Genomic DNA, 25829 nt, shown 5'->3' with positions numbered 1-25829 from the left:
CTGAGGCGCCGGTCACGTCGGGCCGCACCGCCTTTGTGCGATCCGGACAACACCGGCCCGGCAACATGGGGCACGCCGGTGCACCGCGGGCCCCGGAACCGTCGGATACCGTCAGTTCTCGTGCCCGAGACGACGAACACCACCGCCCCCCGCCCCGAGCCGCGCTCCGTGCTGGTGACCGGCGCCAACCGCGGCATCGGCAAGGCCATCGCCGAGCGCTTCGTCGCCGCGGGCGACAAGGTCGCCACGATCACCCGCTCCGGCGAGGCCCCCGAGGGCGTGCTGGGCGTGGCGGGCGACGTCACCGACACCCCGAGCGTCGAGGCCGCCTTCGCTGCCGTCGAGGCCGCGCACGGCCCGGTCGAGGTGCTGGTCGCCAACGCCGGCGTCACCCGCGACCAGCTGCTGATGCGGATGACCGACGAGGACTTCGAGCAGGTGCTCGACGTCAACCTGACCGGGGTGTTCCGCTGCGTGCGCCGCGCGTCCAAGGGCATGATCCGGCTGCGTCGCGGGCGGATCGTGATGATCGGCTCGGTGGTCGGCCTGTACGGCAACGCCGGGCAGGTCAACTACACCGCCACCAAGGCCGGGCTGGTCGGCATGGCCCGCTCGATCACCCGCGAGCTCGGTGCCCGCGGGATCACCGCGAACGTGGTGGCCCCCGGCTTCATCGAGACCGCGATGACCGCCGAGCTGCCCGCCGACCGCCAGGAGGCCTACCTGGCGTCGATCCCCGCGCACCGCTTCGGCGCCGCGGACGAGATCGCCGCCGCGGTGGAGTTCCTCGCCTCGCCGTCCGCCGGGTACATCTCCGGCGCCGTGCTGCCGGTCGACGGCGGCCTCGGCATGGGTCACTGACCCCCACAGCATCTGTCCCCGCCCGTACCAGCAGAACGGAACCACCATGGGTCTCCTCGACGGCAAGAAGCTCCTCGTCACCGGTGTCCTCACCGACGGCTCGATCGCGTTCCACGTCGCCCGCCTCGCGCAGCAGGAGGGCGCCCAGGTGGTGCTCAGCTCCTTCGGCCGCCAGGCGCGGCTGACCCAGGCCATCGCCCGCCGGCTGCCGCAGGAGGCACCGGTCGTGCAGCTCGACGTCACCGACGCCGAGGACCTGGCCGCCCTGGAGGGCCGCGTCCGCGAGCACGTGGACCACCTGGACGGCGTGGTGCACTCGATCGGCTTCGCGCCGCAGTCCGTGATGGGCGGCAACTTCCTGGCCGCCGAGTGGGCCGACGTCGCCACCGCGCTCGAGGTGTCCGCGTTCTCGCTCAAGTCGCTGGCGCTGGCCACCCGGCCGCTGCTCACCGGCGGCGGCTCGATCGTCGGCCTGACCTTCGACGCGCGCTTCGCCTGGCCGGTCTACGACTGGATGGGTGTCGCCAAGGCCGCGCTGGAGAACACCTCGCGCTACCTGGCCCGCGACCTCGGCCCGGAGAACATCCGGGTCAACATGGTCTCCGCCGGCCCGATCCGCACCACCGCCGCCAAGTCGATCCCCGGCTTCGCGTCGATGGAGGACGGCTGGGACGGCCGCGCGCCGCTCGGCTGGGACGTGTCCGACCCGGAGCCCGCCGCCCGCGCCGTGGCCGCCCTGCTGTCCGACTGGTTCCCCAAGACCACCGGCGAGATGGTGCACGTCGACGGCGGCGTGCACGCCATGGGCCAGTAGCCCTCGTCCCTCCGCGACCGCCCGGTCGTCGCCCCGCTCCCGGGGACGGCGGCCGGGCGTCGTCGTCCCCGGGGCGCCGGACGTGCGACCCTAATCGGTGTGACCGATGCCGTGACCCGCCAGCTCGTCCTGCTCCGCCACGCCAAGGCGGAGCCCGGCGGCTCCCTCGAGGACCACCTGCGACCGCTGGCGCTTGCCGGCCGTCGCCAGGCGTCCGAGGTCGGGACGTCCCTGCGCGCCGACGCGCTGGTGCCCGACGTGGTGCTGGTCTCCTCGGCGATCCGCACCCGGCAGACCTGGGACCTGGTGCGCGCCGGCCTCGGCCTGGCGCCGGAGGTGGCCCGGCTGAGCGAGGAGCTGTACTCCGCCGGGGTGCGCACCCTGCTCGGGCTGCTGCACGCGGTGGACCCGGGCGCGGGCACGGTGCTGGTGGTCGGGCACGAGCCGACGGTCTCGCAGACCGCTGCCGCGCTGGCCGGGCCGGGCTCGGACACCGCGGCGATGGCGCGGGTGCGGGTCGGCGTGCCGACCGCCACCTACTCGGTGCTCGACGTGCCCGGGGCGTGGGCGGACCTGGTGCCGGACGCCGCGCGGCTGCTCCGCGTGGTCTCGCCCGCCTGACGCGGGCGGGTCGCGCGCTCCGGCGGCGCGAGGGTGCCGGCGGCCCGGCAGGTCAGGCGGCGTCCGGCGCGAAGGCCGGCAGCGCCAGCACCCCGTCCAGCCGGTCGCGCACCACGGCGTCGGCCTGCGCGCAGACCACCGGCTTGGCGTTGAACGCCACCCCGAAGCCCGCCGCCGCCAGCATGTCCAGGTCGTTCGCGCCGTCGCCGATCGCCAGGGTCTGCGCCATCGGCACCCCCAGGGCGTCGGCGTACTCGCGCAGCGTGCGGGCCTTGACCGCCCGGTCCACGATCTCGCCCTCGACCCGCCCGGTGAGCCGGCCGTCGACCACCTCCAGAGCGTTCGCGCGGTAGCGGGTGATCCCCAGGCGGGCGGCGAGCGGTCCGACCACCTCGACGAAGCCGCCGGACACCAGCGCCACCGGCCAGCCGCGACGGCCCAGCTCGGCGATCAGCTCCTCGGCGCCGGGGGAGAGCACGATCTCGGCCAGCACCTCGGCGAAGACGGTGGTCGGCAGCCCGGCCAGCGTGGCGACCCGCTCGCGCAGCGACTCGGCGAAGTCGAGCTCCCCGCGCATCGCGCGCTCGGTGATCGCCGCGACCTGCTCCCGGGCGCCGGCGTGCGCGGCCAGCAGCTCGATCACCTCGGCGGTGATGAGCGTGGAGTCCACGTCCATGACGACGAGGCGGGCGGGGGCGCTGTCCTGGCTCACGCGGGGCACGCTACCGGGCGGCGCGCGGGGGTGGGATCCGGTGCCGACCCGTGGGCACGCGGCGCCCCGCCGCCCCGCCTCACAGCCGCGGGTCCACCGGTTCCGACTCCAGCGCGAGCACCGCGAACACCGCCTCGTGCACCCGCCACAGCGGCTCGCGGGCGACGGCGCGGTGCAGCGCCTCGATCCCCAGCGCGTACTCGCGCAGCGCGAGCGAGCGCTTGCGGGTGAGGCTGCGGCTGCGCAGGCGGTCGATCTGCCCGGGCTCGGTGTACTCGGGGCCGTAGATCAGCCGCAGGTACTCCCGGCCGCGGACCTTCACGCCGGGCTGCACCAGGCCGCGCGGCCCGCGCACCAGGTTGGCGAGCGGCTTGACGACCATGCCCTCGCCGCCGGCACCGGTGAGGTCGGTCCACCACTGCTCGCCCGCGGCGCGGGAGGCGTCGTCGTCGGTGCGGACGACCAGCCGCCGGGTGGTCAGCAGCAGCTGTGTGGGGTCGGCCGCGACCAGGGCGTCGATCACCTCGAGGTGCCACAGGTGGTCGCGCTGCTCGTAGGTGCCGCGATCGGTGGCGAGCACCTGGAACGGGGCCAGGCGCACGCCGTCCAGGCCGTCGACGTCCCAGGCGTAGCGCCGGTAGACGGCGGCGAAGCGCTCGGCGTCCTCGGTGCGCCGGGCGGTGCGCGCGGCCAGGTCGGCGACGTCGGCCCCGCGCGCGGCGGCCTGGTCGAGCACGGCGAGCGCGGCGGGCAGGGCTCCCCGGGCGGCGGCGCCGACGGCGGCGTACTGCTCGCGCAGCAGCTCGCCGGCCTTGAGCGACCAGGGCAGCGCCTCGGCGTCCAGCAGCAGCCAGTCGGCGGGGCCGTCCGCGTCGCCCAGGCGGTCCCAGGTGCCCGCGCGGGTGGCGGCCTCCCGCACCCGTGCCAGCAGCGCTTCGGCGAGGTCGTCGGCGAGCAGGGCACGGCCGGTGCGGGTGTGCACGGCACCGGTGGTGCCGGCGGGCAGGCCGAAGCGGTCGGCGGCGACCTCGGGGGTGCGGCAGACCAGCACGACGGCGCGCGACCCCATGTGCTTCTCCTCGCAGACGACCTCGGTCACGCCGTCGGCGGCGTAGTGGTCGAAGGCGGCGGACGGCTGCTCCAGCAGGTCGCCGGCGGGCGCGGTGGCGCACGGGCTCATGGTCGGCGGCAGGTAGAGCAGCCGGCGCGGCTCGATGGCCCAGCGGCTCATCACCTCCAGCGCCCCGGCGGCGTTCTCCTCGGCGACGGTGACCCGGCCGTGCAGCGCCGTGGTGACCGAGCGGCGGCCCAGCACGTCGGTCACGTCGAGCACGTCCGGCTCGCGGTGCGCGCCCTCCGGGGAGTCGGCGGCGACCGGGTGGTACGGGCGGCCCGGGTCGGCCCAGGTCTGCTCGGCGGGCACCTGGACGATCTCCCGCTCCGGCCAGCGCAGGGCGGTGAGGTAGCCGCCGAAGACGCAGCCGGTGTCGACGCACAGCGTGTTGTTCACCCAGGTCGGCCGCTCGACGGCGATGTGCCCGTAGACCACGGCGGCGGACCCGCGGTAGTCGGCCGCCCAGTCCAGGCGCACCGGGTGACCGTGCTCGTCGGTCTCGCCGGTGGTGTCGCCGAACAGCGCGAAGGAGCGCACCCGGCCCGACGCACGGTTGTGGAACCGCTCGGTCAGCCCGGCGTGCGCGACGACCAGCCGCCCCTCGTCCAGCACCAGGTGCGCCACGAGCCCGTCGCAGAACTCGCGCACCTCGGCGCGGAACGCCTCGTCCTCGCCGGCGAGCTGGTCCAGCGTGCCCGCCAGGCCGTGGCCGACGGTGACGTCGCGGCCGTCGAGGGCGCGCACCAGCTTGTGCTCGTGGTTCCCGGGCACGGCGAGGGCGTGGCCGGCGCCGACCATGCCCATCACCAGGCGCAGCACGCCGACGCTGTCCGGGCCGCGGTCCACCAGGTCGCCGAGGAAGAGCGCGCGCCGGCCCTCCGGGTGCGCGGCGTCGACGGGCCGTCCGGAGGCGTCGGTGCTGATCGCGTAGCCGAGCCGGCCCAGCAGGGTCAGCAGCTCGCCAAGGCAGCCGTGCACGTCGCCGATCAGGTCGAAGGGCCCCGAGTCGGTGCGGTGGTCGCTGCGCAGCGGCTCGCGCACGATCGTCGCGGCGTCGATCTGCTCCGTGCCGACCAGGTGGTGCACGGTGCGGAAGCCCTCCGTGCGCAGCCCGCGCAGGGCCTTGCGCAGCTGGGCGTCCTGCCGCCGGACGGCGTGGTCCGGGATCGCCCGGTCGGTGCGTGCCGCGTTGCGGGCCAGGGCCTCGGCCACCGGCACGTCCAGCACCACCGCGACCGGCAGCACGTCGTGGTCGCGGGCCAGCCGGACCAGCTCGCGGCGCGCCGAGGGCTGCACGCTGGTCGCGTCGACCACCGTGAGCCGACCGTGGTCGAGCCGGGTGCCGGCCACGTGCGCGAGCAGCGCGAAGGCATCGGCGGTGGCCTCCTGCGAGGCGGGGTCGTCGCTCACCCAGCCGCGGAAGTCGTCGGAGGACAGCACCTCGTAGGGGCCGAAGTGCCGGGCGGCGAAGGTGGACTTGCCGGAGCCGGACACCCCGACCAGCACCACCAGGGACAGGTCCGGAACCACCAGGTCGCTCATGCCGCCTCCCCCCGGGTCAGCACGGCCATCTGGGTCGGTGGCCCGACGTCGGGGTCGTCCTCGCCGACGGCGACGAACCGCACGGCGTACCCGTGGCGCTCGGCGGCGCCCTGCGCCCAGGCACGGAACGCGGCACGGTCCCACTCGAAGCGGTGGTCGGCGTGCCGGTGCTCGCCGTCGTGCAGCCCGTAGCGCACGTTGTGCTCCGCGTTCGGGGTGGTGACCACCAGCGTGGCCGGGCGGGCGTGTCCGAGCACGGCGCGCTCCAGGGCGCCCAGCCGCGGCGGGTCCAGGTGCTCGACCACCTCCATCAGCACGGCGGCGTCGAAGCCGGTCAGCCGGTCGTCGGTGTAGGTGAGCGAGGACTGCACCAGGGTCAGCCGCTCGCGCTGCCGCTCGGCCCGGCGGTCGACGCGCCGCGCGGCGCGCTCCAGGGCGCGCACCGAGACGTCGGTGCCGAGCACCCGGGTGATCGTGGGCTCGTCCAGCAGCCGGTCGATCAGGGCGCCCTCCCCGCAGCCCAGGTCGGCGACGCTGCGGGCACCCGCCGCGCGCAGCTCGGCCAGCACGGCGGCGGCGCGGGTGCGCGCCAGCGGGACGGTCGCCGCGTCCTCCGGCTCCTCCTCGGCGGCGAGCACGGTGTCGTCCACCTCGGCGAGCCGGTCCAGGGCGGTGCGGGCCAGGCTCCGCTGACCGGCGAGGTAGCGGTGGGTGATCCGCTCGCGCTCCGGGTGGTCCGGCAGCCAGGCGCCGGCGGCACCGAGCAGCTTGTCGATCTCGTCCGCGCCCACCCAGTAGTGCTTGGAGCCGTCCAGCACCGGCAGCAGCACGTACAGGTGGGACAGCGCGGCGGCCACGGTCTGCTCGCCCTCCAGCACCAGGTCGACGTAGCGCGAGGGTCCCCAGTGCGGCAGCGTCGGGTCCAGCGGCAGGCGCTCGGCACGCACCCGCCAGCCCAGCGGCTCGAACAGCCCGCGGATCAGGTCGTCGTCCTCCACCCGGCACGGCACCGCCGGCAGGTGCACGGTGAGCGGCAGGGGAGCGTCCACCAGCTCGGGCCGGGCGTCGCAGCGTCCCGCCATGGCCGAACGGAACACCGAGCGCAGCGCCACGGACAGCAGCGAGGAGGCCGCGTAGGGCCGGTCGTTGACGTACTGCGCGAGGGCGAAGCCGCCGCCCTTGCCGCCCGGCCCGGAGCCGCGGACCAGCGCCACCGGGTCGACCTCCAGCAGCAGCGCGACGGTGCACCGCTCGGGCCCGACCTCGGGGTAGAACACGTGCGCCGCGCCGCCGGAGACGTCGAAGCGCTGCACCCGGTCCGGGTGCTTGTGCAGCAGGAAGCCCAGGTCGGCGGCCTGCGGGGCGGTGGAGGTCAGCGTGAGCAGCACGTCAGCGAGCATCGCATCCCGGGCCGCGCCCCGCCGGTGATTTGCGTGGTCAGCCAGCCGTCAGGCCTCGACGACGGTGCCCTTCGGCACGACGGTGATCCCGGACTCGGTCACGGTGAACCCGCGCGCCAGGTCCGCCTCGCGGTCGATCCCGACCCGGGCGCGGTCCTGCACGACGACGTTCTTGTCCAGGATCGCCCGGTGCACCTGCGCGTAGCGGTTCACCGTCACGCCGTCCATCAGCACCGAGTCGGTGACCTGCGCCCACGAGTGCAGGTACACCCCGGGCGACAGCACCGAGCCGGACACCGTCGCGCCGGAGACGATCACGCCGGGGGAGACGATCGAGTCCGCCGCGTGGCCCAGGCGCCCGGCGCCCGCGTGCACGAACTTGGCCGGCGGCAGGCCCGTGTAGCCGGTGTAGACCGGCCAGGCGTCGTTGTAGAGGTTGAACACCGGCTCGACCGAGATCAGGTCCTGGTTCGCCTCGTAGTACGAGTCCAGCGTCCCGACGTCCCGCCAGTAGTCGCGGTCGCGCGGGGTGGACCCCGGCACGTCGTTGTCCTTGAAGTCGTACACCGCGGCCGTGCCGCGCTCCACGAACGCCGGCACCAGGTCCCCGCCCATGTCGTGCCGCGAGGTCGGGTTCTCGGCGTCCTCGGTGACCGCCCGCACCAGCGCGTCGGTGTTGACGACGTAGTTGCCCATCGACGCGAGGATCTCGTGCGGGGCGTCCGGCAGGCCCACCGGGTCGGTCGGCTTCTCGCGGAACGCGGCGATCTTGTGCGGGTCGGACGGGTCGGTCTCGATCACGCCGAACTGGTCGGCCATGTCGATCGGCTGCCGGATGCCCGCGACGGTGATCTCCGCGCCGGTGGCGATGTGCTGGTCGACCATCTGCGAGAAGTCCATCCGGTACACGTGGTCGGCGCCGACCACCACCACGATGTCCGGCCGCTCGTCGTCCAGGATGTTCAGGCACTGGTAGATCGCGTCCGCGCTGCCCAGGTACCAGTGCTTGCCCACCCGCTGCTGCGCGGGCACCGGGGACACGTAGTTGCCGAGCAGGGTCGACATGCGCCACGTCTTCGACACGTGCCGGTCGAGGCTGTGGGACTTGTACTGGGTGAGCACGATGATGTGCAGGTAGTGCGAGTTCACCAGGTTCGACAGCGCGAAGTCCACCAGCCGGTAGATGCCGCCGAAGGGCACCGCGGGCTTCGCCCGGGCCGCGGTGAGCGGCATGAGCCGCTTGCCCTCTCCACCTGCGAGGACGATTGCCAGGATGCGCGGCGCTGCCATGCCCCGAACCCTAGGCCCCGCGCGGCCCCTGCGGCGAGGTGAACGCGCGTTTCCGCGCTAGCGTGTCGCGCGTGAGAGTCGATCTGCTGACCCGGGAGTACCCGCCGCACGTCTACGGCGGGGCCGGCGTGCACGTCGCGGAGCTCGCCGCGGTGCTGCGACGGGCCGTCGACGTGCGCGTGCACTGCTTCGACGGCCCCCGCGAGGAGCCCGGCGTGGCCGGCTACGACGTGCCCGAGGCGCTGACCGGCGCCAACCCGGCGCTGGCCACCTTCGGGGTGGACCTGGCGATCGTGGACGGCATCGGCCGGCAGCACGTGGACGACGTCTCCGGCGGCGACGCGGGCCCCCGCACCGGGCAGCGCACCGACCTCGTGCACTCGCACACCTGGTACGCGAACCTGGCCGGTCATCTCGCGAGCCTGCTGCACGGCGTGCCGCACGTCGTCTCCGCGCACAGCCTGGAACCGCTGCGCCCGTGGAAGGCCGAGCAGCTCGGCGGCGGCTACGCGCTGTCGTCCTGGGCGGAGAAGACCGCCTTCGAGGCGGCCGACGCGGTGATCGCGGTGAGCGCCGGCATGCGCGCCGACATCCTGCGCTGCTACCCGGCGATCGACCCCGAGCGCGTGCACGTGGTGCACAACGGCATCGACCTGACCGGCTGGCGGCGACCCGCCGGCGAGCAGGAGCAGGCCGAGGCGCGGGCGCTCGCGGTGGCGAACGGCATCGACCCCGACCGGCCCGCGGTGGTCTTCGTCGGGCGGATCACCCGGCAGAAGGGCCTGCCGTACCTGCTGCGCGCCGCCGAGACGCTGCCGCCCGAGGTGCAGCTGGTGCTCTGCGCGGGCGCGCCGGACACCCCGGAGATCCTGGCCGAGGTCACCGCCCTGGTCGAGCAGCTGCGCACCCGCCGCGACGGCGTGGTGTGGATCGACCGGATGCTTCCCCGCCCGGAGCTGGTCGCGGTGCTGTCGGTGTGCACGGTCTTCGCCTGCCCGTCGGTCTACGAGCCGCTGGGCATCGTCAACCTCGAGGCCATGGCCGTGGGGCTGCCGGTGGTCGGCACCGCCACCGGGGGCATCCCGGAGGTCGTGGACGCCGGGCGCACCGGCTGGCTGGTGCCGATCGAGCAGGTGCGGGACGGCACCGGGACCCCGGTGGACCCGGAGCGGTTCGTCGCCGACCTCGGTGCCGCGCTGGCCGAGGCGGTGCACGACCCGGAGCGGGCGGCGGCGTGGGGCCGTGCGGCGCGCACCCGGGTCGAGGACCACTTCTCCTGGGACGCGATCGGGGAGCGGACGCTGGACGTGTACCGGGCGGTGCTGGCGGCGCGCTGAGGCGCGGGCGCGGGTCGCGCGGGCGCCGGCGGTCGGTGCCGGGCGACCGGGTCAGCGGGCCGGCGGACCCGGGTGGGTCGCCACCGCGATCGCGCGGCGGGCGGCGTGGTCGACGTCCCGCAGCGCACCGGTGCGCTGGTCGGCCTGGAACACGTTCACCGCGGCGCCGTCGTCGGCGGTGGCCAGCGCGACGATCGCCCGCAGCCGGACCGCCGTGGTGAGCACCCGCACGCGGCGCTGCTCGGTGCCGGGCGGCAGCCGCCAGCCGGGGTCGGCCGTGGAGCGCAGCGCGGCGATCTGCTCGGCGGCCTCGGGGCGCCAGCGGGACAGGTCGAGGGTGACCAGCGCGTCGGTGGCGCGGGCCAGCGCGCGGGTGAGGTCGTGCTCGGCGTCGGCCAGGCTGCCCAGGTTCCCGGCCAGCGCGTGCTCCCAGTCCGGCACCGCGAGCACCCGCCAGGTCACCAGGTGGCCCGGCTCGTAGACGCTGCCGAAGCGCTCGACCTCCGGCACCGCCGCCCAGGACCCGTCCGGGGTGGTCACCAGCACCGCCTCGCCGGCGGCCTGGGCGTGCTGCGCCACGACGGCCGGGGTGCCCGCGGCGTCGCCCGGCGTCGGGAGCACCGCGGCGACCGACCGCGGCCCGCTCGCCCAGGCGGCGACCAGATCGGCCAGACCGGGGGTGGTACCGGCCTCGGGCAGGCCGGGCACGCCGTCGCCGACCACCACCCGGTGCGGCTCGTCCTCGCCCTGCACCGCGTCGAGCACCCGCTGCACGTGGCCGGGGCCCGCGCCGGCGGGACCCTCGGCGAGCCAGAGCGCGAGCAGCACCGATCGGGGCAGCGTGAGGGGTGAGTGGTCCACGCCACCAACCTACGCGGCGCGCGGCGCACCCCGGCGCGCGGCTCCGCGACTAGGGTCGGGTGCCATGACCTCGGTGCTCGACCTGCATGACGTGTCCGTCCGGCGTGGGACGACGACGATCCTCGACCAGGTGTCCTGGACCGTCCGCGAGGGCGAGCGGTGGGTGGTGCTCGGTCGCAACGGCGCGGGCAAGACCACCGTGCTCCAGGTCGCCTCGGGGCGGATGCACCCGACCAGCGGCACCGCCGACCTGCTGGGCCAGCGGCTCGGCCGGGTGGACGTCTTCGAGCTGCGCCCGCGGATCGGCCTGGCCAGCGCGGCGCTCGCCGAGCGGATCCCGGCCTCCGAGCAGGTGCGCGACGTGGTGCTCACCGCCGCCTACGGCATGACCGGCCGCTGGCGCGAGACCTACGAGGCGGTGGACGAGAACCGGGCGCACGACCTGATGGCCGCGTTCGGCGTGGACCGGCTGGCCGACCGCCGGTACGGCACGCTGAGCGAGGGCGAGCGCAAGCGGGTGCAGATCGCCCGCGCGCTGATGAGCGACCCCGAGCTGCTGCTGCTGGACGAGCCGGCCGCCGGCCTGGACCTGGGCGGGCGCGAGGAGCTGGTGTCGGCGCTGGCCGAGCTGGCCGCCGACCGGCGGTCCCCGGTGCTGGTGCTGGTGACCCACCACGTCGAGGAGATCCCGCCGGGCTTCACCCACCTGCTGCTGCTCCGCGACGGCCGGGTGCACGCCGCCGGGCCGGTCGCGGAGGTGCTGACGGCGTCGACGCTGAGCGAGGCCTTCGGCACGCCGTTGCAGGTGGACCGGGTGGGCGACCGCTGGACCGCACGCTCCGCCGGATGAGAGCGGGCTGAGAACCGATCCGGGCGATACCTCACGGATCGGCAAAGGCACCGTCTAGGATCGGTGGTGCGGCCTGGGTGCCGCGACGACGACGCCCCGTCCCGGGACGCTGCCGCTCAGGTGGTGCACGCGGGACCGGTGGTCGTCGACGACCACGAGGAGGGGAGCGGTCATGGGCTGGTTGTGGTGGCTCGGTGGCGCGATGCTGCTGGGCGTCCTGGAGATGTTCTCGCTGGACCTGATCTTCCTGATGCTGGCCGGGGGCGCGCTGGGCGGGACGCTCGGCGCGGCGCTGGGGCTGCCGGTGGCGGGGCAGATCCTGCTCGCGGCGGTGAGCTCGTTGCTGCTGCTCTTCGCGCTGCGGCCCTGGCTGCTGCGGCACCTGCGCGCCCGCACCGAGCTGGTGGAGACCAACTCCGCCGCGCTGGTCGGGCGGCCCGCCGTGGTCGTCGCGCCGACGAACGACGGCGGTGGCCGGGTGAAGCTCGCCGGCGAGGTGTGGTCGGCCCGGGCGGCGCTGCCGGGCGCGACCTTCGCCACCGGTGCCGACGTGCGGGTGGTCCGGATCGACGGGGCGACCGCCGTGGTGGACGCCGTCGCCGGGGGCGGCACCGCTGCCGAGAACCCGGAGCACCCGGAGCCCGCGGACCGCTGAGGGGCTCCGGCGCGGGCCACGGTCCGCGCACCAGATCTGCTTGACCGTCGCGACCGGCCGGTCGCGGCACCGGACGAGGACGGCCGGCCAGGGGGCGGGCCATCGAGGAGGCGGCGTGGACGAGACCAACGTGGGCGCGATCGTGGGATACGTGTTCCTGGCGATCCTGGTGATCTTCGTGGTGGTGACGCTCGCCCGGGCGGTGCGCGTCGTCCCGCAGACGGTCGCGCTGCTCGTGGAGCGGCTGGGTCGGTACAACCGGACGCTGGACGCCGGCCTGCACCTGATCATCCCGTTCGTCGACCGGGTGCGCGCCGGGGTGGACCTGCGCGAGCAGGTGGTGTCCTTCCCGCCGCAGCCCGTGATCACCTCGGACAACCTGGTGGTCAGCATCGACACGGTCATCTACTTCCAGGTGACCGAGCCGAAGTCGGCCGTGTACGAGATCGCGAACTACATCACCGGCATCGAGCAGCTCACCGTCACCACGCTCCGCAACGTGATCGGCTCGATGGACCTCGAGCAGACGCTGACCAGCCGTGACCAGATCAACGGCCAGCTGCGAGGCGTGCTCGACGAGGCCACCGGCAAGTGGGGGATCCGGGTCAACCGCGTCGAGCTGAAGAGCATCGACCCGCCCGCCTCGGTGCAGGGCGCGATGGAGCAGCAGATGCGCGCCGAGCGCGACCGTCGTGCCGCGATCCTCACCGCCGAGGGCGTCAAGCAGTCGCAGATCCTCACCGCCGAGGGCGAGAAGCAGGCGGCGATCCTGCGGGCCGAGGGTGCGGCGCAGTCCGCGATCCTCACCGCTGAGGGCGAGTCGCGCGCGATCCTCCAGGTGTTCGACGCGGTGCACCGTGGCGACGCCGACCCGAAGCTGCTGGCGTACCAGTACCTCCAGACGCTGCCGAAGCTGGCGTCCTCGCCGGCGAACAAGGTGTGGATCGTGCCCTCGGAGCTGACCGGCGCGCTCGGCCAGCTCACCCAGGGCTTCGCCGGAGCGTTCGGCGGGGCCCCGGGCGCTCCCGCGGCGCCGAGCCGTCCGGCGGGGGAGTCCCCGCTGGGTGCCGACGTCCTGCCGCCGACCTCGCTGGTCGACCCGGCCGAGGCGCTGGCCGAGGCCCGGCGCGAGTCGCAGGCCGCCACCGCCGACGCCACCAGCGCCGGCACGTTCAGCGGCCGGCCGTTCGACCCGACCGCCGAGGTGGGGCAGCGTCCGGAGCAGGGTGGGGCGCGGCACACGGGGGAGCAGCCGCCCACGTCGGCGTACCCGCCGGTGCCGCCGGTCCCGCCGGCCCCGGAGCAGGGCACGCCGCCTGCGCCGTGATCCCCGGCTGAACCGGTCGCCTCCCGCCGAGGCGGGGACCGATCGACGACGACGCCCGTCGTGCCGTGCGCACGGCGGGCGTCGTCGTGCCCGGGCGCGGCGGGTCGCCCGCGTCAGGTCGTGAGCGGGAACGGCACCCTTCCGCGCCGCGCAGTGGGGACCGGAGACGGGAACGGCACCCCGCCGCGGGACGTTGGTCCGGGCGACGAGGCGGGGGTGCGGGGTGATGATCGATCAGTTGCCGGGGGCGACGATTTTGCGAGTGAGTGCTCACTCACTTACGCTGGGCGGCATGGATGACGTCGTGCCCACGGACAGCGGCCGCCCCGGGCGTGCCCGCCCGCTGAGCCGCGAGGACCGGCGGACCGCCATCGCCGTCGCCACGATCCCGCTGCTCGAGATGCACGGTGCCCAGGTCACCACCCGGCAGATCGCGCTGGCCGCCGGCGTCGCCGAGGGGACGCTGTTCCGGGCGTTCGACGACAAGGTCGAGCTGCTGATGTCCGCCGCCCAGCAGGTGATGGACCCCACCGACGCGGTCGCCGCGATCGACGCGCTGCCGCCCACCGCCACCCTGGCCGACGAGGTCACGCAGCTCGCCGAGCACCTGGCCGGCAACGCGCGCCGGCTGCGCCGGGTCATGGTCGCCGTGCACGGCATCCTCACCTCCGAGGAGGGTCGGCGCGCCCACGCGGTGCGCACCGCCCGGGGTGCGGCCGACGAGGGCGGCCACGGCAAGTTCCGGCACGGACGCGACGCGCACCTGCGCGCCATGTCCGCGCTGAACGAGGCGGCGGCCCGTCGCCTCGACCCGTTCCGCGACGACCTGCGCGTCGAGCCCCAGGTGCTCGTGCGCATCCTGCTCGCCACCACCATGGGCCAGGGTCCCCCCGGACTGGCCGAGGACGCCGAGACGCCCACCGCGCAGATCGTCGACGTCCTGCTGCACGGCACCGCTCGCTGACCACGGCCGGCGCGCCGCACCCACGACGCCCCGACCGCTGACGACGCCCCGACGCCGCACCGCGTCCGACCCCCAGCCGGACGCCACCGCCCACCCCCGTCACTCGTCAGGAGTCCCATGTTCCTCCGACTGCTCCGTGAGCACCTGAGGCCCTACCGCCGGCAGGTCGCCGCGGTGATGGTGCTGCAGCTCGCGCAGACCGTCGCCACGCTGTACCTGCCCAGCCTCAACGCCGACATCATCGACAAGGGCGTCGCCGTGGGCGACACCGGCTACATCCTGCGGATCGGGGCGCTCATGCTCGCGATCAGCCTGGTGCAGGTGGCCTGCTCGATCCTCGCGGTCTACTTCGGCGCGCAGATGGCCATGTCCTTCGGGCGTGACCTGCGCGAGCGGCTGTTCGGCACCGTGCAGACGTTCTCGGCGCGGGAGGTCGGCCAGTTCGGCGCCCCCTCGCTGATCACCCGCACCACCAACGACATCCAGCAGGTCCAGATGGTCGTGCTGATGACCTTCACGATCATGGTGATGGCCCCGATCATGCTGGTCGGCGGGGTGATCCTCGCGCTCCAGGAGGACGTCGCGCTGTCCGGGCTGCTGCTCGTGGTCGTGCCCGTGCTCGGCGTCGTCGTCGGCCTGATCGTCTGGCGGATGGTGCCGTACTTCCGCCTGATGCAGGTGCGGATCGACGGGATCAACCGGGTCATGCGCGAGCAGATCACCGGCCTGCGCGTGATCCGTGCCTTCGTGCGCGAGCGCCGCGAGTCCGAGCGGTTCGGCGAGGCCAACGACGCGCTGTACGACACCTCGCTGCGGGCCGGCCGGCTGATGTCGGCGATGTTCCCGCTGGTCATGCTGATCATGAACGTGACCAGCGTCGGCGTGCTGTGGTTCGGCTCCAGCCGGATCGACTCCGGCGAGATGCAGGTGGGGGCGCTGACCGCGTTCCTCAGCTACATCATGTACATCCTGATGGCGGTCATGATGTCGTCGATGATGTTCGTGATGGTGCCCCGTGCCGTGGTGTCCTCCGAGCGCATCACCGCCGTGCTGGACACCGAGACCTCCGTGGTCCCGCCGGTCGCCCCGACCCCGCTGCCGCGGCCCACCGGTCGCCTGGAGCTGCGCGACGTCGAGTTCCGCTACCCGGGTGCCGAGCGGCCCGTGCTGCACCACGTCGACCTGGTCGCCGAGCCCGGGCGCACCACCGCGATCATCGGGTCCACCGGATCCGGCAAGACCACGCTGGTCAACCTGGTGCCCCGGCTGTTCGACGCCACCGACGGCGCGGTGACCGTGGACGGCGTGGACGTCCGCGACCTCGACCCCGAGGTGCTGTGGGGGCTGATCGGCCTGGTGCCGCAGAAGCCCTACCTGTTCAGCGGCACGGTCGCCTCCAACCTGCGCTACGGCAAGGAGGACGCCACCGACGAGGAGCTGTGGCACGCCCTCGAGGTCGCCCAGGCGCGGTCCTTCGTCGAGGAGATGCCCGAGGGGCTGGACGCCCCGATCGCCCAGGGCGGCACCAACGTCTCCGGCGGTCAGCGGCAGCGGCTCGCCATCGCCCGGGCGCTGGTGCGCCGACCGTCGATCTACCTGTTCGACGACTCGTTCTCCGCCCTCGACTTCGCCACCGACGCCGCGCTGCGCGCCGCGCTGGTGCCCGAGACCCGGCACTCCGCCGTGGTGGTCGTGGCCCAGCGCGTCGCGACCATCCGCGACGCCGACCGGATCGTCGTGCTTGACGGCGGATCGGTGGTCGGCAGCGGCACGCACGCCGAGCTGATGGAGAGCTGCCAGACCTACCAGGAGATCGTGTTCTCCCAGATCAGCGCGGAGGAGGCGGCATGAGCGCCGAGAAGACCACGGCGGACGCGCCCGCCCCGCAGACCGGCACCACCACCACCGCGCGGCGTCCGCCCGTGCGCCGCGGACCCGGCGGCGGCGGCCCGATGGGCGGCATGGGGATGCCGGGGGAGAAGTCCCTCGACTTCAAGGGCTCCCTCCGCCGGCTGGTGGGCGTGCTGCGCCCCGAACGCTGGTGGCTGTCGCTGGTCGTGCTGCTCGGCATCGTCTCGGTGGCGCTGTCGGTCACCGGCCCGAAGATCCTCGGCAACGCCACCAACGTGATCTTCGAGGGCGTCATCGGCAAGATGCTGCCCGCCGGCGTCACCCAGGAGCAGGCCGTGGCCGGGCTGCGCGCCGACGGCCAGGGCAAGCTCGCCGACATGCTGTCCGGCATGCAGGTCGTGCCCGGGCAGGGCGTCGACTTCGACCGGCTGCGCACGCTGCTGCTCTGGGTGGTCGCGGTCTACGTGGTCTCGGCGCTGTTCTCCTGGGTGCAGGGCCTGATCACCACGAGCGCCGTGCAGCGCACCGTGCGCACCATGCGCTCCGACGTCGAGGCCAAGCTCGGCCGGCTGCCGCTGAAGTACTTCGACGGCCAGCCGCGCGGCGAGGTGCTCAGCCGGGTCACCAACGACATCGACAACGTCGCGCAGACCCTCCAGCAGACCATGTCGCAGCTGATCACCTCGGTGCTCACCGTGGTCGGCGTGCTGGCGATGATGTTCTGGATCTCCCCGCTGCTCGCGGTCGTCGCGCTGGTCACGATCCCGCTGTCGATCTTCATCACGACGGCCATCGCCAAGCGCTCGCAGCCGCAGTTCGTGCAGCAGTGGAAGGTCACCGGCACGCTCAACGCGCACATCGAGGAGATGTACACCGGGCACGCGCTGGTCAAGGTGTTCGGCCGGCAGCGCCAGGCGGTGCAGGAGTTCCACGACCAGAACGCCGACCTCTACCAGGCGTCGTTCAAGGCCCAGTTCATCTCCGGGATCATCCAGCCCGCGATGGGCTTCGTCGCCAACCTCAACTACGTGATCGTCGCGGTGGTCGGCGGCCTGCGGGTGGCCTCCGGATCGCTCAGCCTCGGCGACGTGCAGGCGTTCATCCAGTACTCGCGCCAGTTCACCCAGCCGATCACCCAGATCGCCTCGATGATGAACCTGCTCCAGTCGGGCGTCGCCTCGGCCGAGCGGGTGTTCGAGCTGCTGGACGCCCCCGAGCAGGAGCCCGACCCGGTGCCGGCGGCCGCGCTGCCGCAGCCGGTGCGCGGCCGGGTGGTCTTCGAGGACGTGTCCTTCCGGTACGTCGAGGACCAGCCGCTGATCGAGGACCTGTCGCTGGTGGCCGAGCCCGGCCAGACCGTCGCGATCGTCGGACCGACCGGTGCCGGCAAGACCACGCTGGTCAACCTGCTCATGCGGTTCTACGAGATCGACGGCGGGCGGATCACCCTGGACGGGGTGGACACCGCGGCGCTCACCCGCGACGACCTGCGCGGTCAGGTCGGGATGGTGCTCCAGGACACCTGGCTGTTCGGCGGGTCGATCCGGGACAACATCGCCTATGGCGTGGAGGAGGTCTCGCCGGAGCGGCTGACCGAGGCCGCCGTCGCCACGCACGTGGACCCGTTCGTCCGCGCGCTGCCCGAGGGCTACGACACCGTGATCGACGACGAGGCCGCGAACCTGTCCGCCGGTGAGAAGCAGCTGCTCACCATCGCGCGGGCGTTCCTGGCCGACCCGGCGATCCTGGTGCTGGACGAGGCGACGTCCTCGGTCGACACCCGCACCGAGGTGCTGGTGCAGCAGGCGATGAACGCCCTGCGCGCCGGGCGCACCTCCTTCGTGATCGCGCACCGGCTGTCGACCATCCGCGACGCCGACGTGATCCTGGTGATGGAGCACGGCTCGATCGTCGAGCAGGGCTCGCACGACGAGCTTCTGGCCGCCGGCGGGGCCTACGCCCGGCTGTACGCCAGCCAGTTCGCCGCGGCGGTCTCCGTGGAGGACTGAAGGCGCAGGGCTCACCACGCGGCCCGGGACCGGTGCACGAAGCGCCGGTCCCGGGCCGCTACTGTGCTCGCGTGACGACGCGCAGCGAGGCGGCCGACACCCCTCGGCTGCACCGGGACCGGTTCACGGTCACCATGTACGCCTACTTCGTGGCGTGGGGCTGGTTCCTCTACTCCTTCAACCCCAGCGTCCCGCTGCTCGCGGAGGACCTGGGGATCTCCAAGGCCGCCGCGGGCCTGCACGGCACCGCCATGGCCGTCGGCGCGATCGGCGCCGCCGCGCTCACCCCGCGCCTCGTGCTGCGGATCGGCCGGCGCGCGTCGCTGGTGCTGTCCGGGCTGCTGATCGCCGGCGGTCTGGCCGTGCTGCTGCTCGGACGGGCGCTGCCGGTCACGCTCACCGGCGTGGTGGTGCTCGCGGTCGGCGGCAACATCGCGATCAGCGCCGCGCAGGCCGGTCTCGCGCTGCACCACGGACGGGTCGCCTCCGCCGCCGTCACCGAGGGGAACGCCGCCGGATCCGGGATCGGGCTGGTCGGACCGCTGGCCGTGGGCGCCTGCGTCGGCCTCGGCTGGGGCTGGCGGCCCGCCGTCGCGGTGACCGCGGTGCTGGCGGTGGTCGCCGCCGTCGCGGCCCGGCGGCTGCCGATGGAGGGGGCGCTCGCGCGGGCGCTGCCCCGGGTGGACCGGGCGCGGGTGGCGGCGGCGGAGGTCGCGGCGGTGGGGGCGGACGCGGCGGGGGACGGCGCGGGGGCGGCGGACGCGTCCGCGTCGGGCGAGGTGCGGTCGGGTGCGGACGGCGCGGCTCCTGCCGGGGCGTGGTCGGGCGCGGATGGCGCGGCTCCTGCCGGGGCCAGAGCGGGGGACGCGGTGACGTCCGGGCGTCCCGCCGCCTCGCTGCGGCGCGCCTCCCGCTGGTTCCTCGTCACGATCGTCGCCGCCATCGCGCTGGAGAACGCCACCACCTACTGGGCCACCGACCTGGTGATCGACCGCACCGGCGCGGGCGCCGACATCGCCACCGCCACCACCGCGGGCCTGGTCGCCGGGATGACCGTGGTGCGGCTGATCGTCGGACCGCTGTCGCTGCGCGTCGCCCCGGCGAAGCTGCTCGCCGCCGCCTACGGGATCGCCGTGGTCGGCTGGGCCCTGCTGTGGACCGCCACCGTGCCGTGGCTCGCGCTGACCGGCCTGTTCGTCGCGGGCCTCGGCTACGGCGCGCACTACCCGCTGGGGATCGCGCTGCTGCTCGGTGCCTCGGCCGGCGCCACCGACCGGGCGCAGGCGCGGGCCACCGTCGCCGGCGGGGCCGCGATCGGCGTCGCGCCCTTCCTGCTCGGCTGGGCCGCCGACGCCGTGGGGGCGCACACGGCGTTCCTGGTGGTGCCGGTGGTCGCCGTCGTCGGCGGGCTGGCGGCGCTCGCCGGAGCACGGGCGCTGCGCCGGGTGGTCTGAGGCGGCGTCGGCGGCGAGAGCACGCGTGCTGCGCCGGGATGCGGGAGATCGTGCGGGCGGGATCACGCCTGCTGCGACGGGTGGTCGAGGCCGCGTCGGCGGCGAGCACGCCTGCGGCCCGGGATGGCACCGTCCGGCTGCTAGCGTGGCCGTGTCCGGGTGAGGAACGCGGTCCCGGGGTGTCGATCGGCGTCGATGCCGAGATCGGTCCCCGACGGTCGACGCTCCGCCCGAGGAACGCCGCCACGGCGACCGTGGCTGTCGGCGCCCGCCCGGACCTCCTCGTGCAGCCACCCGGAGCGGACGCCCCGTCGAGGGAGACCCTGTGCGACTCGTCATCGAGGACGACTACGCGGCGCTGAGCCGCACCACCGCCGCCGTGCTGACCGGCGCCCTGCTCACCGACCGGCGGGTCAACATGGCCTGGACCGCCGGTGCCACCCCGAAGGGTGTCTACGAGATCCTCGCCCCGTGGATGGCCGCCCGGCCGGCGGACCTCGCCGACGTGCACTTCTACCCCTTCGACGAGCTGCCGCTGCCCGGTCGTGAGGGCGTCACCCTGACCGACCTGCGCCGCGACCTCTACGGCCCGGCCGGGATCGTGGAGACCAACATCCACCCCCTCACCCCCGAGGGCGCCGACGCGATCCGCGCCGACCTGCGGGAGCACGGCGGGCTGGACCTCATGCTCATGGGGCTGGGCGCCGACTGCCACTTCTGCGGCAACATGCCCGGCGTCACCCGGTTCGACCAGGACATCTACCGCTACGACATCCGCCAGGACCTGCCCTGGGCCGGGCTGGTCGCCGATCTCGACCCGCGCCCGACGCATGTCGTCACCATGGGTGCGCCGATGGTGCTGCGCGCGCGGCGTGCGGTGCTGGTCGTCAGCGGCTCCGCCAAGGCCGAGGCGCTGGCGGAGACCCTGACCGGGCCGATCGGGGAGGACCGCCCGGCCACGATCCTGCGCACGCACCCGGACCTGCTGGTGATCGCCGACCGCGACGCCGCCGCGCTGCTCGCCCGCGCCGAGGACGGGACCTGGCGCCGCCGCTGACGCGAGACCTGGCCTCGGCCCCACACGCCGAGACTGCACGACATGCCGCGTGGTCCGCACGAGAGACGGCGTGTCGTGCAGGCGCGGCGTGGGGTCGGCGCGGGCGTGCGGGGTGGGTGCGACGTGCGCGCGTCAGGGGCGCGGGGCGGCGGTGGACCCGCGCGGCACCAGCGTGGTGGGCAGCCGGACGTGCGTGCTGTCCGGGGCCTCTCCGTCGAGCAGGGCGACGAGCATGCGCACCGCGGCGGCACCCATCGCCTGGATCGGCTGCCGGACGGTGCTGAGCGGGGGAGTCGCGGCGGCCGCCTCGGGCACGTCGTCGAAGCCGATCACCGAGAGGTCGCCGGGCACGTCCAGCCCGGCCTGCTGGGCGACCTCCATCGCCGCGATGGCGGTGATGTCGTTCGCCGCGAAGACCGCGGTCGGGCGCTCGGGCAGCGCCAGCAGCTCGGCCACCGGGCCGCGCGCGGACTCCTTGCGGTAGTCGCCGACCCGGATCAGGCTCTCGTCCACCGGGATCCCGGCCTCGGTGAGGGCGCGCCGGTAGCCGGCCTCACGCAGCCGGGAGGACTCCAGGTCCGGGCGTCCGGCGACGAAGCCGATCCGCCGGTGGCCGAGGTCGAGCAGGTGGCGCGTGGCGAGCACCGCGCCGGTGAGGTTGTCCGAGTCGACGGTCGGCGGTCCGACCGGGCCGGTGTGCGGGTCCACGGCGACCACCGGCACGCCGGCGTCCGCGTCGACCACCGTGGGCGTGACCAGCACGGCGCCGTCGATCAGGGTGCCGCTGAGCCGGGAGAGGTAGCGGCGCTCCCACCCGGTGCCGCCGCTCTGCCGCCCGCCGGTGTAGGCGAGCAGCTCGTAGCCGGCCTCGCTCACCGCGCTCGCCGCGCCCTTGAGGATCTCGGTGCTGAACGGCTCGAACTCCGCGACGAGGATGCCGATCACGTGCGTGCGGTGCGAGCGCAGGCTGCGGGCGACCAGGCTGGACTCGTAGCCGAGCTCGTCGATCACCTCGAGCACCCGGGTGGAGGTGGCCTGCGCGACGCCGTATCGTCCGTTGAGCACCTTGGAGACGGTCGCGACGGAGACGCCGGCCGTACGCGCGACGTCGGAGATCGTGACTCGTTGCCCCATGGGGGACACCCTAGCGCGTGGAAAACGGTATCGATAACGATTCACGCACCGCCGGGCACCGCGACGACGCGGGGCCCGCGCGAGATCGCAGAGCGACAGGCGAACCGGGCCGGCGCAGTGCCGCGGCCCTGATCCCGGAGGTCCTCATGAACGACCGACCCACCCCCGGCCCCGCGGACGCGGCGGACCCTGCCGTCGTCGCCCCGCCGGCGACCGATCTCGCCCCGGACGCCGCCATCGCCCCGGGTGACCTGCTCGCCTCCGTCGGTCCGGCGGTCGAGGACGTCGCCGCCCGGCTGCTCGCCGCCAGCCTCGGTGCCCAGGAGATCGCCGCCGTCCACGCCGGGGACCGCCTCGGCTGGTACCGGGCGCTGGCCCGCGACGGCGCGAGCACCGCCGCAGAGCTCGCCGAGCGCACGGCGACCCATCCCCGCTACGTGCGCGAGTGGCTGGAGCACCAGGCCGCCGCCGGGTACCTGGTCGAGCAGCCGGGGGCCGACGGGCAGGTGGGTGCCGACGGTCACGCGGAGCCGCGGTACGCCCTGACCGCCGGAGCCGCCGAGGTGCTGGCCGACCCGGACGCGCTCACCTACCTCGCACCCCTCGGGCGGTTCCATGCGGCCAGCGGGCGGGTGGTGGACGAGCTGCACGCGGCCTACCGCACCGGCGGTGGCGTGTCGTGGACGCGGCTCGGCGACGACGCCCGGCAGGCGCAGGCGGCGATCAACCGGCCGTTCTTCCTGCGCGGACTGGCCGACCTGATCGCGCAGCAGGTGCCGGACCTGCACGCGCGGCTGCTCGCCGGTGCCCGGTTGGTCGACGTGGGGTGCGGCGAGGGGTGGTCGGCGATCGGGCTGGCGCAGGCCTATCCCCGGGTCGCGGTGGTCGGCGTCGACCTCGACGCGCCCTCGGTCTCCGCCGCGCGCACCCATGCCGCCGAGGCCGGGCTGAGCGGCCGGGTGCGGTTCGTCGGTGCCGACGTGGCCGATCCCGACGTGCTCGCCGCGGGGCCGTTCGACGTGGCGACGGCCTTCGAGTGCGTGCACGACATGGCGGACCCGGTGGCCGTGCTGGCGGCGGTCCGGGTGCTCGCCCCCGACGGCTGGGTGCTGGTCGCCGACGAGCGCGTCGAGGCGGACCGGGTCGCCCCTGCCGGGCCGCTGGAGCGCTGGTTCTACGGGTTCTCGCTCGGGGTGTGCCTGCCCGACGGGCTGTCCCGGCCCGGAGGCGTCGGCACCGGTACCGTCATGCGCCCGGAGACCCTGGACCGGTACGCGCGCGCCGCCGGGTTCGCCGGGGTCGAGGTGCTCGATGTCGAGCACGACCTGTTCCGGTTCTACCGGCTGCACCCATGAGGCGGGTGGGCTCCCGGGGTGTGCCTGGGTTCAGCGGCGGCGCTGCTCCCGGCGACGGCGACGACGGAACCAGAACTTCTGCCATCGGGTCATCTCGAGGGTGCCGTAGTCGGGCAGGTTCGCGAGGTCATGGACCCACTGCGGGCTGATCAGGTCCGCACGGCGGTCCGTCACCAGGCGCAGGCGGGCGGCGTTCTGGCGCACCTCGGGGTGGCGGTCGACGGCCGTCTGGGGATCGACGGGGTCCGGCTGATCGGTTCTGCGGTTGTCGGTCATCGTTCACCTCTGTCTCGTGCGGGGTCGGCGGCTCTCCGTCGGCGGGCTCCTGGGGGTGCAGGGGTGAGTCCCAGACACTTATGAGTAGCATCTGCTCGTCCTTGCGTGCAAGCTCGCTGTCGGCGAGGTGGGTCAGCACGGAGTAGCCCCGGGCGGCGCTGCGTGCATCCTTGGAGAAGGTCAGGTCGAGCGCCCACCGTGCGCGCTTCCACCACTGGTCCCGCCGGTCGGCGCGGGCCCGCTGGACCACGGTCATCACACCGATGATCAGCGCGAACACCGCGGCGACGGCGGTGGCGGCCGGGCCCAGGCGGGCCAGGTCGTCCAGCGAGCTCGCGGCGGTCACGATCGCGCCGGGTACGTCGGACGATCCCGGGAGGTCGGTCACGAGGTCCGCCGGGTGCCACGGGATCTCGGGTGTGCCGGGACCACGGGCCCTCACCGCCGGGCGACGAGCGCCGCCGCGACCCGCGCGATCGTCGTGCGGAGCCACTGCTCGTGGCGTCGGCAGGCGGCCACCACCTCCAGCACCTCCGTGCGGGTCAGCCTGTCCAGGTCGACCGCCTCGATCAGCAGCGCGAGCGCACCGCCGGGCGGGGTCCGGGGGAGCGCGGAGACCGGGTCGACGGGCCACGGATCGAGGTCGGGCAGGTGACGGTCACGGTGAGGTGAGGTGCCGTCGTGGCGGGGGAGGTCGAGGGTGCGGTGCGGCAGGAGGCGGGGGTCGTCGGGTGGCATGCGGTGACGCTAGGCACGGCCGGCGTCAGGACGTCGGCCCGGGGCGGTCGGCCTGGGGACGGCGAACGCGATCCAAGCCTGTGGACGGCTCGACGACCGCTCGTGGAGCGGTTCCTGCCGGCAGCCGATCCGCCGAGAGATCGATCGTCGGGCGCGCCGTCCCACCCCTGACCTGCCGGGGTACCGTGTCGAGAACGTTCCGGCCCGTGCGCGGGCACCCCGACCCGGAGGGACCACCGACGTGCCCGACCCGATCGACCGGCCCGACCCCGACCGCGCCGCCACGCTGCTCGACACCGCGGACGCGCGGGCCGAGCACTGGCGCGACCTCTACCGCGACCTGCACGCGCACCCCGAGCTGTCCGGGCAGGAGCACCGCACCGCGGCGGCCCTGGCGACGGAGCTGCGGGCGAGCGGGCTGGAGGTGACCGAGGGGGTCGGCGGCACGGGCGTCGTCGGTCTGCTGCGGAACGGCGAGGGGCCGACCGTGCTGCTGCGCGCGGACATGGACGGGCTGCCGATCCTCGAGGAGACCGGTCTGCCGTACCAGAGCCGGCACACCGACGTGAACCCGGCGGGGGAGACCGTGCCGACCATGCACGCCTGCGGGCACGACATGCACGTCACGGCGCTGGCCGCGGCGGTCGACACGCTCGCGCAGGGGCGGGACCGCTGGCGCGGCACGCTGATGGTGATCGGCCAGCCCGCGGAGGAGACCGCCGCCGGCGCGCGCGACATGCTCGAGGACGGCCTGTTCACCCGGTTCCCGAAGCCGGGCGTGGCGCTCGGTCAGCATGTCGGGCCGATCCCGGCGGGGGTGGCGAACCACGCGCGCGAGCTGCTGATGGCGGCGTCCAGCACGCTGGACGTGACGATCCACGGGCGCGGCGGCCACGGGTCGATGCCGCAGGTCACCGTCGACCCGGTGCTCACCGCGGCGTACGCGGTCACCCGGTTGCAGACCATCGTGTCCCGCGAGACCCCGGCGGACGACCCGGTGGTGGTCACCGTCGGCACGTTCCACGCGGGCACGAAGTCGAACATCATCCCGGACGAGGCGCGATTCACCGTCAACCTGCGGGCGCGCTCGGACGCGTCGATGGACCGGGCCGTCGCGGCGGTGCGGCGGATCGTGGAGGCGGAGTCGGTGGCGGCGCGCTGCCCGCAGCCGCCGACGATCACCATCCGGGAGAACCCGCCGGCCACCGTGAACACCCCCGAGATCGTGGACCGCGTGATGGCCGCGCAGCGCGCGGTGATGCCCGAGGGCGCGATCCGGATCGCCCCGCCGCTGATGGGCAGCGAGGACTTCTCCGAGTACGGCCTGCCGAAGGGCCGGTACCCGGGCGAGCCGGTGCCCTACGCCTTCTGGTTCTGGGGCGGCATGGCGCCCGAGCGGTTCGGCGAGGGGTACACGGTCGGGTTCAGCCCCGACGTGCCGGGCAACCACACCGCGCAGTTCGCCCCGGTGGACTCCCCGACGATCGCGGCCGGCCGGCGGCTGATGGTCGCGGCGGCGCTGGAGTTCCTCGGCTGACCGGGGCGTGATCGGCGGCGCGCATGCCGGTCGGACGGCCAGGTGGGTTCGGTGCCGGGCGGTGGAGGCG

The 25829-nt window shown here is 74.6% G+C and carries 22 protein-coding genes; 14 read left to right on the top strand and 8 right to left on the bottom strand.

The window, feature by feature from the left end; all coding sequences use genetic code 11:
- Positions 1-120 precede the first annotated feature (120 nt).
- The 3 genes from fabG to ACZ5HG_RS10895 all read left to right on the top strand — a co-directional run bounded on the left by fabG (position 121) and on the right by ACZ5HG_RS10895 (position 2296).
- On the top strand, positions 121-861 hold the full coding sequence (gene fabG / locus ACZ5HG_RS10905; protein ID WP_464176088.1) for a 3-oxoacyl-ACP reductase FabG: 741 nt from the start codon (positions 121-123) through the stop codon (positions 859-861).
- Between the two features lie 46 nt (positions 862-907).
- Entirely contained in the window at positions 908-1675 is a 768-nt protein-coding gene (fabI, locus tag ACZ5HG_RS10900) for an enoyl-ACP reductase FabI (protein ID WP_464176085.1), read from the top strand.
- Between the two features lie 99 nt (positions 1676-1774).
- Positions 1775-2296 carry a SixA phosphatase family protein gene (locus tag ACZ5HG_RS10895; RefSeq protein ID WP_464176083.1) on the top strand — a complete coding sequence of 174 codons (522 nt, stop codon included), beginning with the start codon at positions 1775-1777 and terminating at the stop codon, positions 2294-2296.
- Positions 2297-2348: 52 nt separating this feature from the next.
- On the opposite strand, the gene serB is transcribed toward ACZ5HG_RS10895, so the two are convergent.
- From serB to glgC, 4 genes are all read right to left on the bottom strand, one after another.
- Positions 2349-3008, bottom strand: a complete 660-nt coding sequence (gene serB, locus ACZ5HG_RS10890; RefSeq protein WP_464176080.1) for a phosphoserine phosphatase SerB — start codon at positions 3006-3008, stop codon at positions 2349-2351.
- Between the two features lie 79 nt (positions 3009-3087).
- Positions 3088-5664, bottom strand: a complete 2577-nt coding sequence (locus tag ACZ5HG_RS10885) for a polynucleotide kinase-phosphatase (protein ID WP_464176078.1) — start codon at positions 5662-5664, stop codon at positions 3088-3090.
- Positions 5661-7064 carry a 3' terminal RNA ribose 2'-O-methyltransferase Hen1 gene (locus tag ACZ5HG_RS10880; RefSeq protein ID WP_464176076.1) on the bottom strand — a complete coding sequence of 468 codons (1404 nt, stop codon included), beginning with the start codon at positions 7062-7064 and terminating at the stop codon, positions 5661-5663. Before ACZ5HG_RS10880 ends, ACZ5HG_RS10885 begins: the two co-directional genes overlap by 4 nt.
- Before the next feature lie 48 nt (positions 7065-7112).
- Positions 7113-8354 (bottom strand): glucose-1-phosphate adenylyltransferase, encoded by a 1242-nt coding sequence (glgC, locus tag ACZ5HG_RS10875; protein WP_464176073.1) that lies wholly within the window; start codon positions 8352-8354, stop codon positions 7113-7115.
- Between the two features lie 71 nt (positions 8355-8425).
- On the opposite strand from glgC, the gene glgA reads away from it, so the two are divergent.
- On the top strand, positions 8426-9691 hold the full coding sequence (glgA, locus tag ACZ5HG_RS10870) for a glycogen synthase (RefSeq protein ID WP_464176071.1): 1266 nt from the start codon (positions 8426-8428) through the stop codon (positions 9689-9691).
- Between the two features lie 51 nt (positions 9692-9742).
- Here the strand turns inward: glgA and ACZ5HG_RS10865 are convergent, their stop codons facing one another.
- A complete protein-coding gene (locus ACZ5HG_RS10865; RefSeq protein ID WP_464176068.1) occupies positions 9743-10552 on the bottom strand; it encodes a hypothetical protein in 810 nt (269 codons plus the stop codon).
- Positions 10553-10616: 64 nt separating this feature from the next.
- Between ACZ5HG_RS10865 and ACZ5HG_RS10860 the strand changes: the two genes are divergently transcribed.
- From ACZ5HG_RS10860 to ACZ5HG_RS10825, 8 genes are all read left to right on the top strand, one after another.
- Positions 10617-11402, top strand: a complete 786-nt coding sequence (locus ACZ5HG_RS10860) for an ABC transporter ATP-binding protein (RefSeq protein ID WP_464176066.1) — start codon at positions 10617-10619, stop codon at positions 11400-11402.
- Between the two features lie 172 nt (positions 11403-11574).
- Positions 11575-12057, top strand: a complete 483-nt coding sequence (locus ACZ5HG_RS10855; RefSeq protein ID WP_464176063.1) for an NfeD family protein — start codon at positions 11575-11577, stop codon at positions 12055-12057.
- 115 nt (positions 12058-12172) lie between these two features.
- Complete coding sequence (locus ACZ5HG_RS10850; RefSeq protein ID WP_464176061.1) at positions 12173-13384, top strand: SPFH domain-containing protein; 1212 nt, start codon at positions 12173-12175, stop codon at positions 13382-13384.
- A 292-nt stretch (positions 13385-13676) separates the two neighbouring features.
- Positions 13677-14348: a TetR/AcrR family transcriptional regulator gene (locus ACZ5HG_RS10845; protein WP_464176058.1), complete on the top strand. Its 672-nt coding sequence runs from the start codon at positions 13677-13679 to the stop codon at positions 14346-14348.
- A 117-nt stretch (positions 14349-14465) separates the two neighbouring features.
- A complete protein-coding gene (locus tag ACZ5HG_RS10840) occupies positions 14466-16199 on the top strand; it encodes an ABC transporter ATP-binding protein (RefSeq protein ID WP_464176056.1) in 1734 nt (577 codons plus the stop codon).
- Positions 16196-18208, top strand: coding sequence for an ABC transporter ATP-binding protein (locus ACZ5HG_RS10835; protein WP_464176054.1), 2013 nt, complete (start codon positions 16196-16198; stop codon positions 18206-18208). The genes ACZ5HG_RS10840 and ACZ5HG_RS10835 overlap by 4 nt, the downstream gene beginning before the upstream one ends.
- 71 nt (positions 18209-18279) lie before the next feature.
- Positions 18280-19662, top strand: coding sequence for an MFS transporter (locus ACZ5HG_RS10830; protein WP_464176051.1), 1383 nt, complete (start codon positions 18280-18282; stop codon positions 19660-19662).
- Positions 19663-19987: 325 nt separating this feature from the next.
- On the top strand, positions 19988-20719 hold the full coding sequence (locus tag ACZ5HG_RS10825; RefSeq protein WP_464176049.1) for a 6-phosphogluconolactonase: 732 nt from the start codon (positions 19988-19990) through the stop codon (positions 20717-20719).
- Positions 20720-20851: 132 nt separating this feature from the next.
- Here the strand turns inward: ACZ5HG_RS10825 and ACZ5HG_RS10820 are convergent, their stop codons facing one another.
- Complete coding sequence (locus tag ACZ5HG_RS10820) at positions 20852-21853, bottom strand: LacI family DNA-binding transcriptional regulator (RefSeq protein WP_464176046.1); 1002 nt, start codon at positions 21851-21853, stop codon at positions 20852-20854.
- A 146-nt stretch (positions 21854-21999) separates the two neighbouring features.
- Here ACZ5HG_RS10820 and ACZ5HG_RS10815 point away from each other — a divergent pair, with 146 nt between their 5' ends.
- Positions 22000-23208, top strand: coding sequence for a class I SAM-dependent methyltransferase (locus tag ACZ5HG_RS10815; protein WP_464176044.1), 1209 nt, complete (start codon positions 22000-22002; stop codon positions 23206-23208).
- Between the two features lie 30 nt (positions 23209-23238).
- On the opposite strand, the gene ACZ5HG_RS10810 is transcribed toward ACZ5HG_RS10815, so the two are convergent.
- Together ACZ5HG_RS10810 and ACZ5HG_RS10805 are read right to left on the bottom strand one after the other, a co-directional pair.
- The gene (locus tag ACZ5HG_RS10810) at positions 23239-23484 is read right to left on the bottom strand and encodes a hypothetical protein (RefSeq protein WP_464176042.1); all 246 of its coding nucleotides are present in this window, start codon (positions 23482-23484) and stop codon (positions 23239-23241) included.
- 438 nt (positions 23485-23922) lie between these two features.
- Positions 23923-24222: a hypothetical protein gene (locus tag ACZ5HG_RS10805; protein WP_464176039.1), complete on the bottom strand. Its 300-nt coding sequence runs from the start codon at positions 24220-24222 to the stop codon at positions 23923-23925.
- Positions 24223-24463: 241 nt separating this feature from the next.
- On the opposite strand from ACZ5HG_RS10805, the gene ACZ5HG_RS10800 reads away from it, so the two are divergent.
- Positions 24464-25759, top strand: a complete 1296-nt coding sequence (locus tag ACZ5HG_RS10800; RefSeq protein ID WP_464176037.1) for an amidohydrolase — start codon at positions 24464-24466, stop codon at positions 25757-25759.
- Positions 25760-25829: the final 70 nt, after the last annotated feature.

The sequence above is a fragment of the Cellulomonas sp. GTC20042 genome, from assembly GCF_055389595.1.
Note: the sequence above shows the minus strand (reverse complement) of the source record. Positions and strands in the feature narration are given on the sequence as shown.

Excerpts from the sequence above, each read along its gene's own strand:
- fabI (WP_464176085.1), top strand. The coding sequence starts at position 908 with ATGGGTCTCCTCGACGGCAAGAAGCTCCTCGTCACCGGTGTCCTCACC.
- ACZ5HG_RS10885 (WP_464176078.1), bottom strand. The coding sequence starts at position 5,664 with ATGAGCGACCTGGTGGTTCCGGACCTGTCCCTGGTGGTGCTGGTCGGG.
- ACZ5HG_RS10880 (WP_464176076.1), bottom strand. The coding sequence starts at position 7,064 with ATGCTCGCTGACGTGCTGCTCACGCTGACCTCCACCGCCCCGCAGGCC.
- glgC (WP_464176073.1), bottom strand. The coding sequence starts at position 8,354 with ATGGCAGCGCCGCGCATCCTGGCAATCGTCCTCGCAGGTGGAGAGGGC.
- ACZ5HG_RS10860 (WP_464176066.1), top strand. The coding sequence starts at position 10,617 with ATGACCTCGGTGCTCGACCTGCATGACGTGTCCGTCCGGCGTGGGACG.
- ACZ5HG_RS10855 (WP_464176063.1), top strand. The coding sequence starts at position 11,575 with ATGGGCTGGTTGTGGTGGCTCGGTGGCGCGATGCTGCTGGGCGTCCTG.
- ACZ5HG_RS10845 (WP_464176058.1), top strand. The coding sequence starts at position 13,677 with ATGGATGACGTCGTGCCCACGGACAGCGGCCGCCCCGGGCGTGCCCGC.
- ACZ5HG_RS10840 (WP_464176056.1), top strand. The coding sequence starts at position 14,466 with ATGTTCCTCCGACTGCTCCGTGAGCACCTGAGGCCCTACCGCCGGCAG.
- ACZ5HG_RS10835 (WP_464176054.1), top strand. The coding sequence starts at position 16,196 with ATGAGCGCCGAGAAGACCACGGCGGACGCGCCCGCCCCGCAGACCGGC.
- ACZ5HG_RS10820 (WP_464176046.1), bottom strand. The coding sequence starts at position 21,853 with ATGGGGCAACGAGTCACGATCTCCGACGTCGCGCGTACGGCCGGCGTC.
- ACZ5HG_RS10815 (WP_464176044.1), top strand. The coding sequence starts at position 22,000 with ATGAACGACCGACCCACCCCCGGCCCCGCGGACGCGGCGGACCCTGCC.
- ACZ5HG_RS10810 (WP_464176042.1), bottom strand. The coding sequence starts at position 23,484 with ATGACCGACAACCGCAGAACCGATCAGCCGGACCCCGTCGATCCCCAG.
- ACZ5HG_RS10805 (WP_464176039.1), bottom strand. The coding sequence starts at position 24,222 with ATGCCACCCGACGACCCCCGCCTCCTGCCGCACCGCACCCTCGACCTC.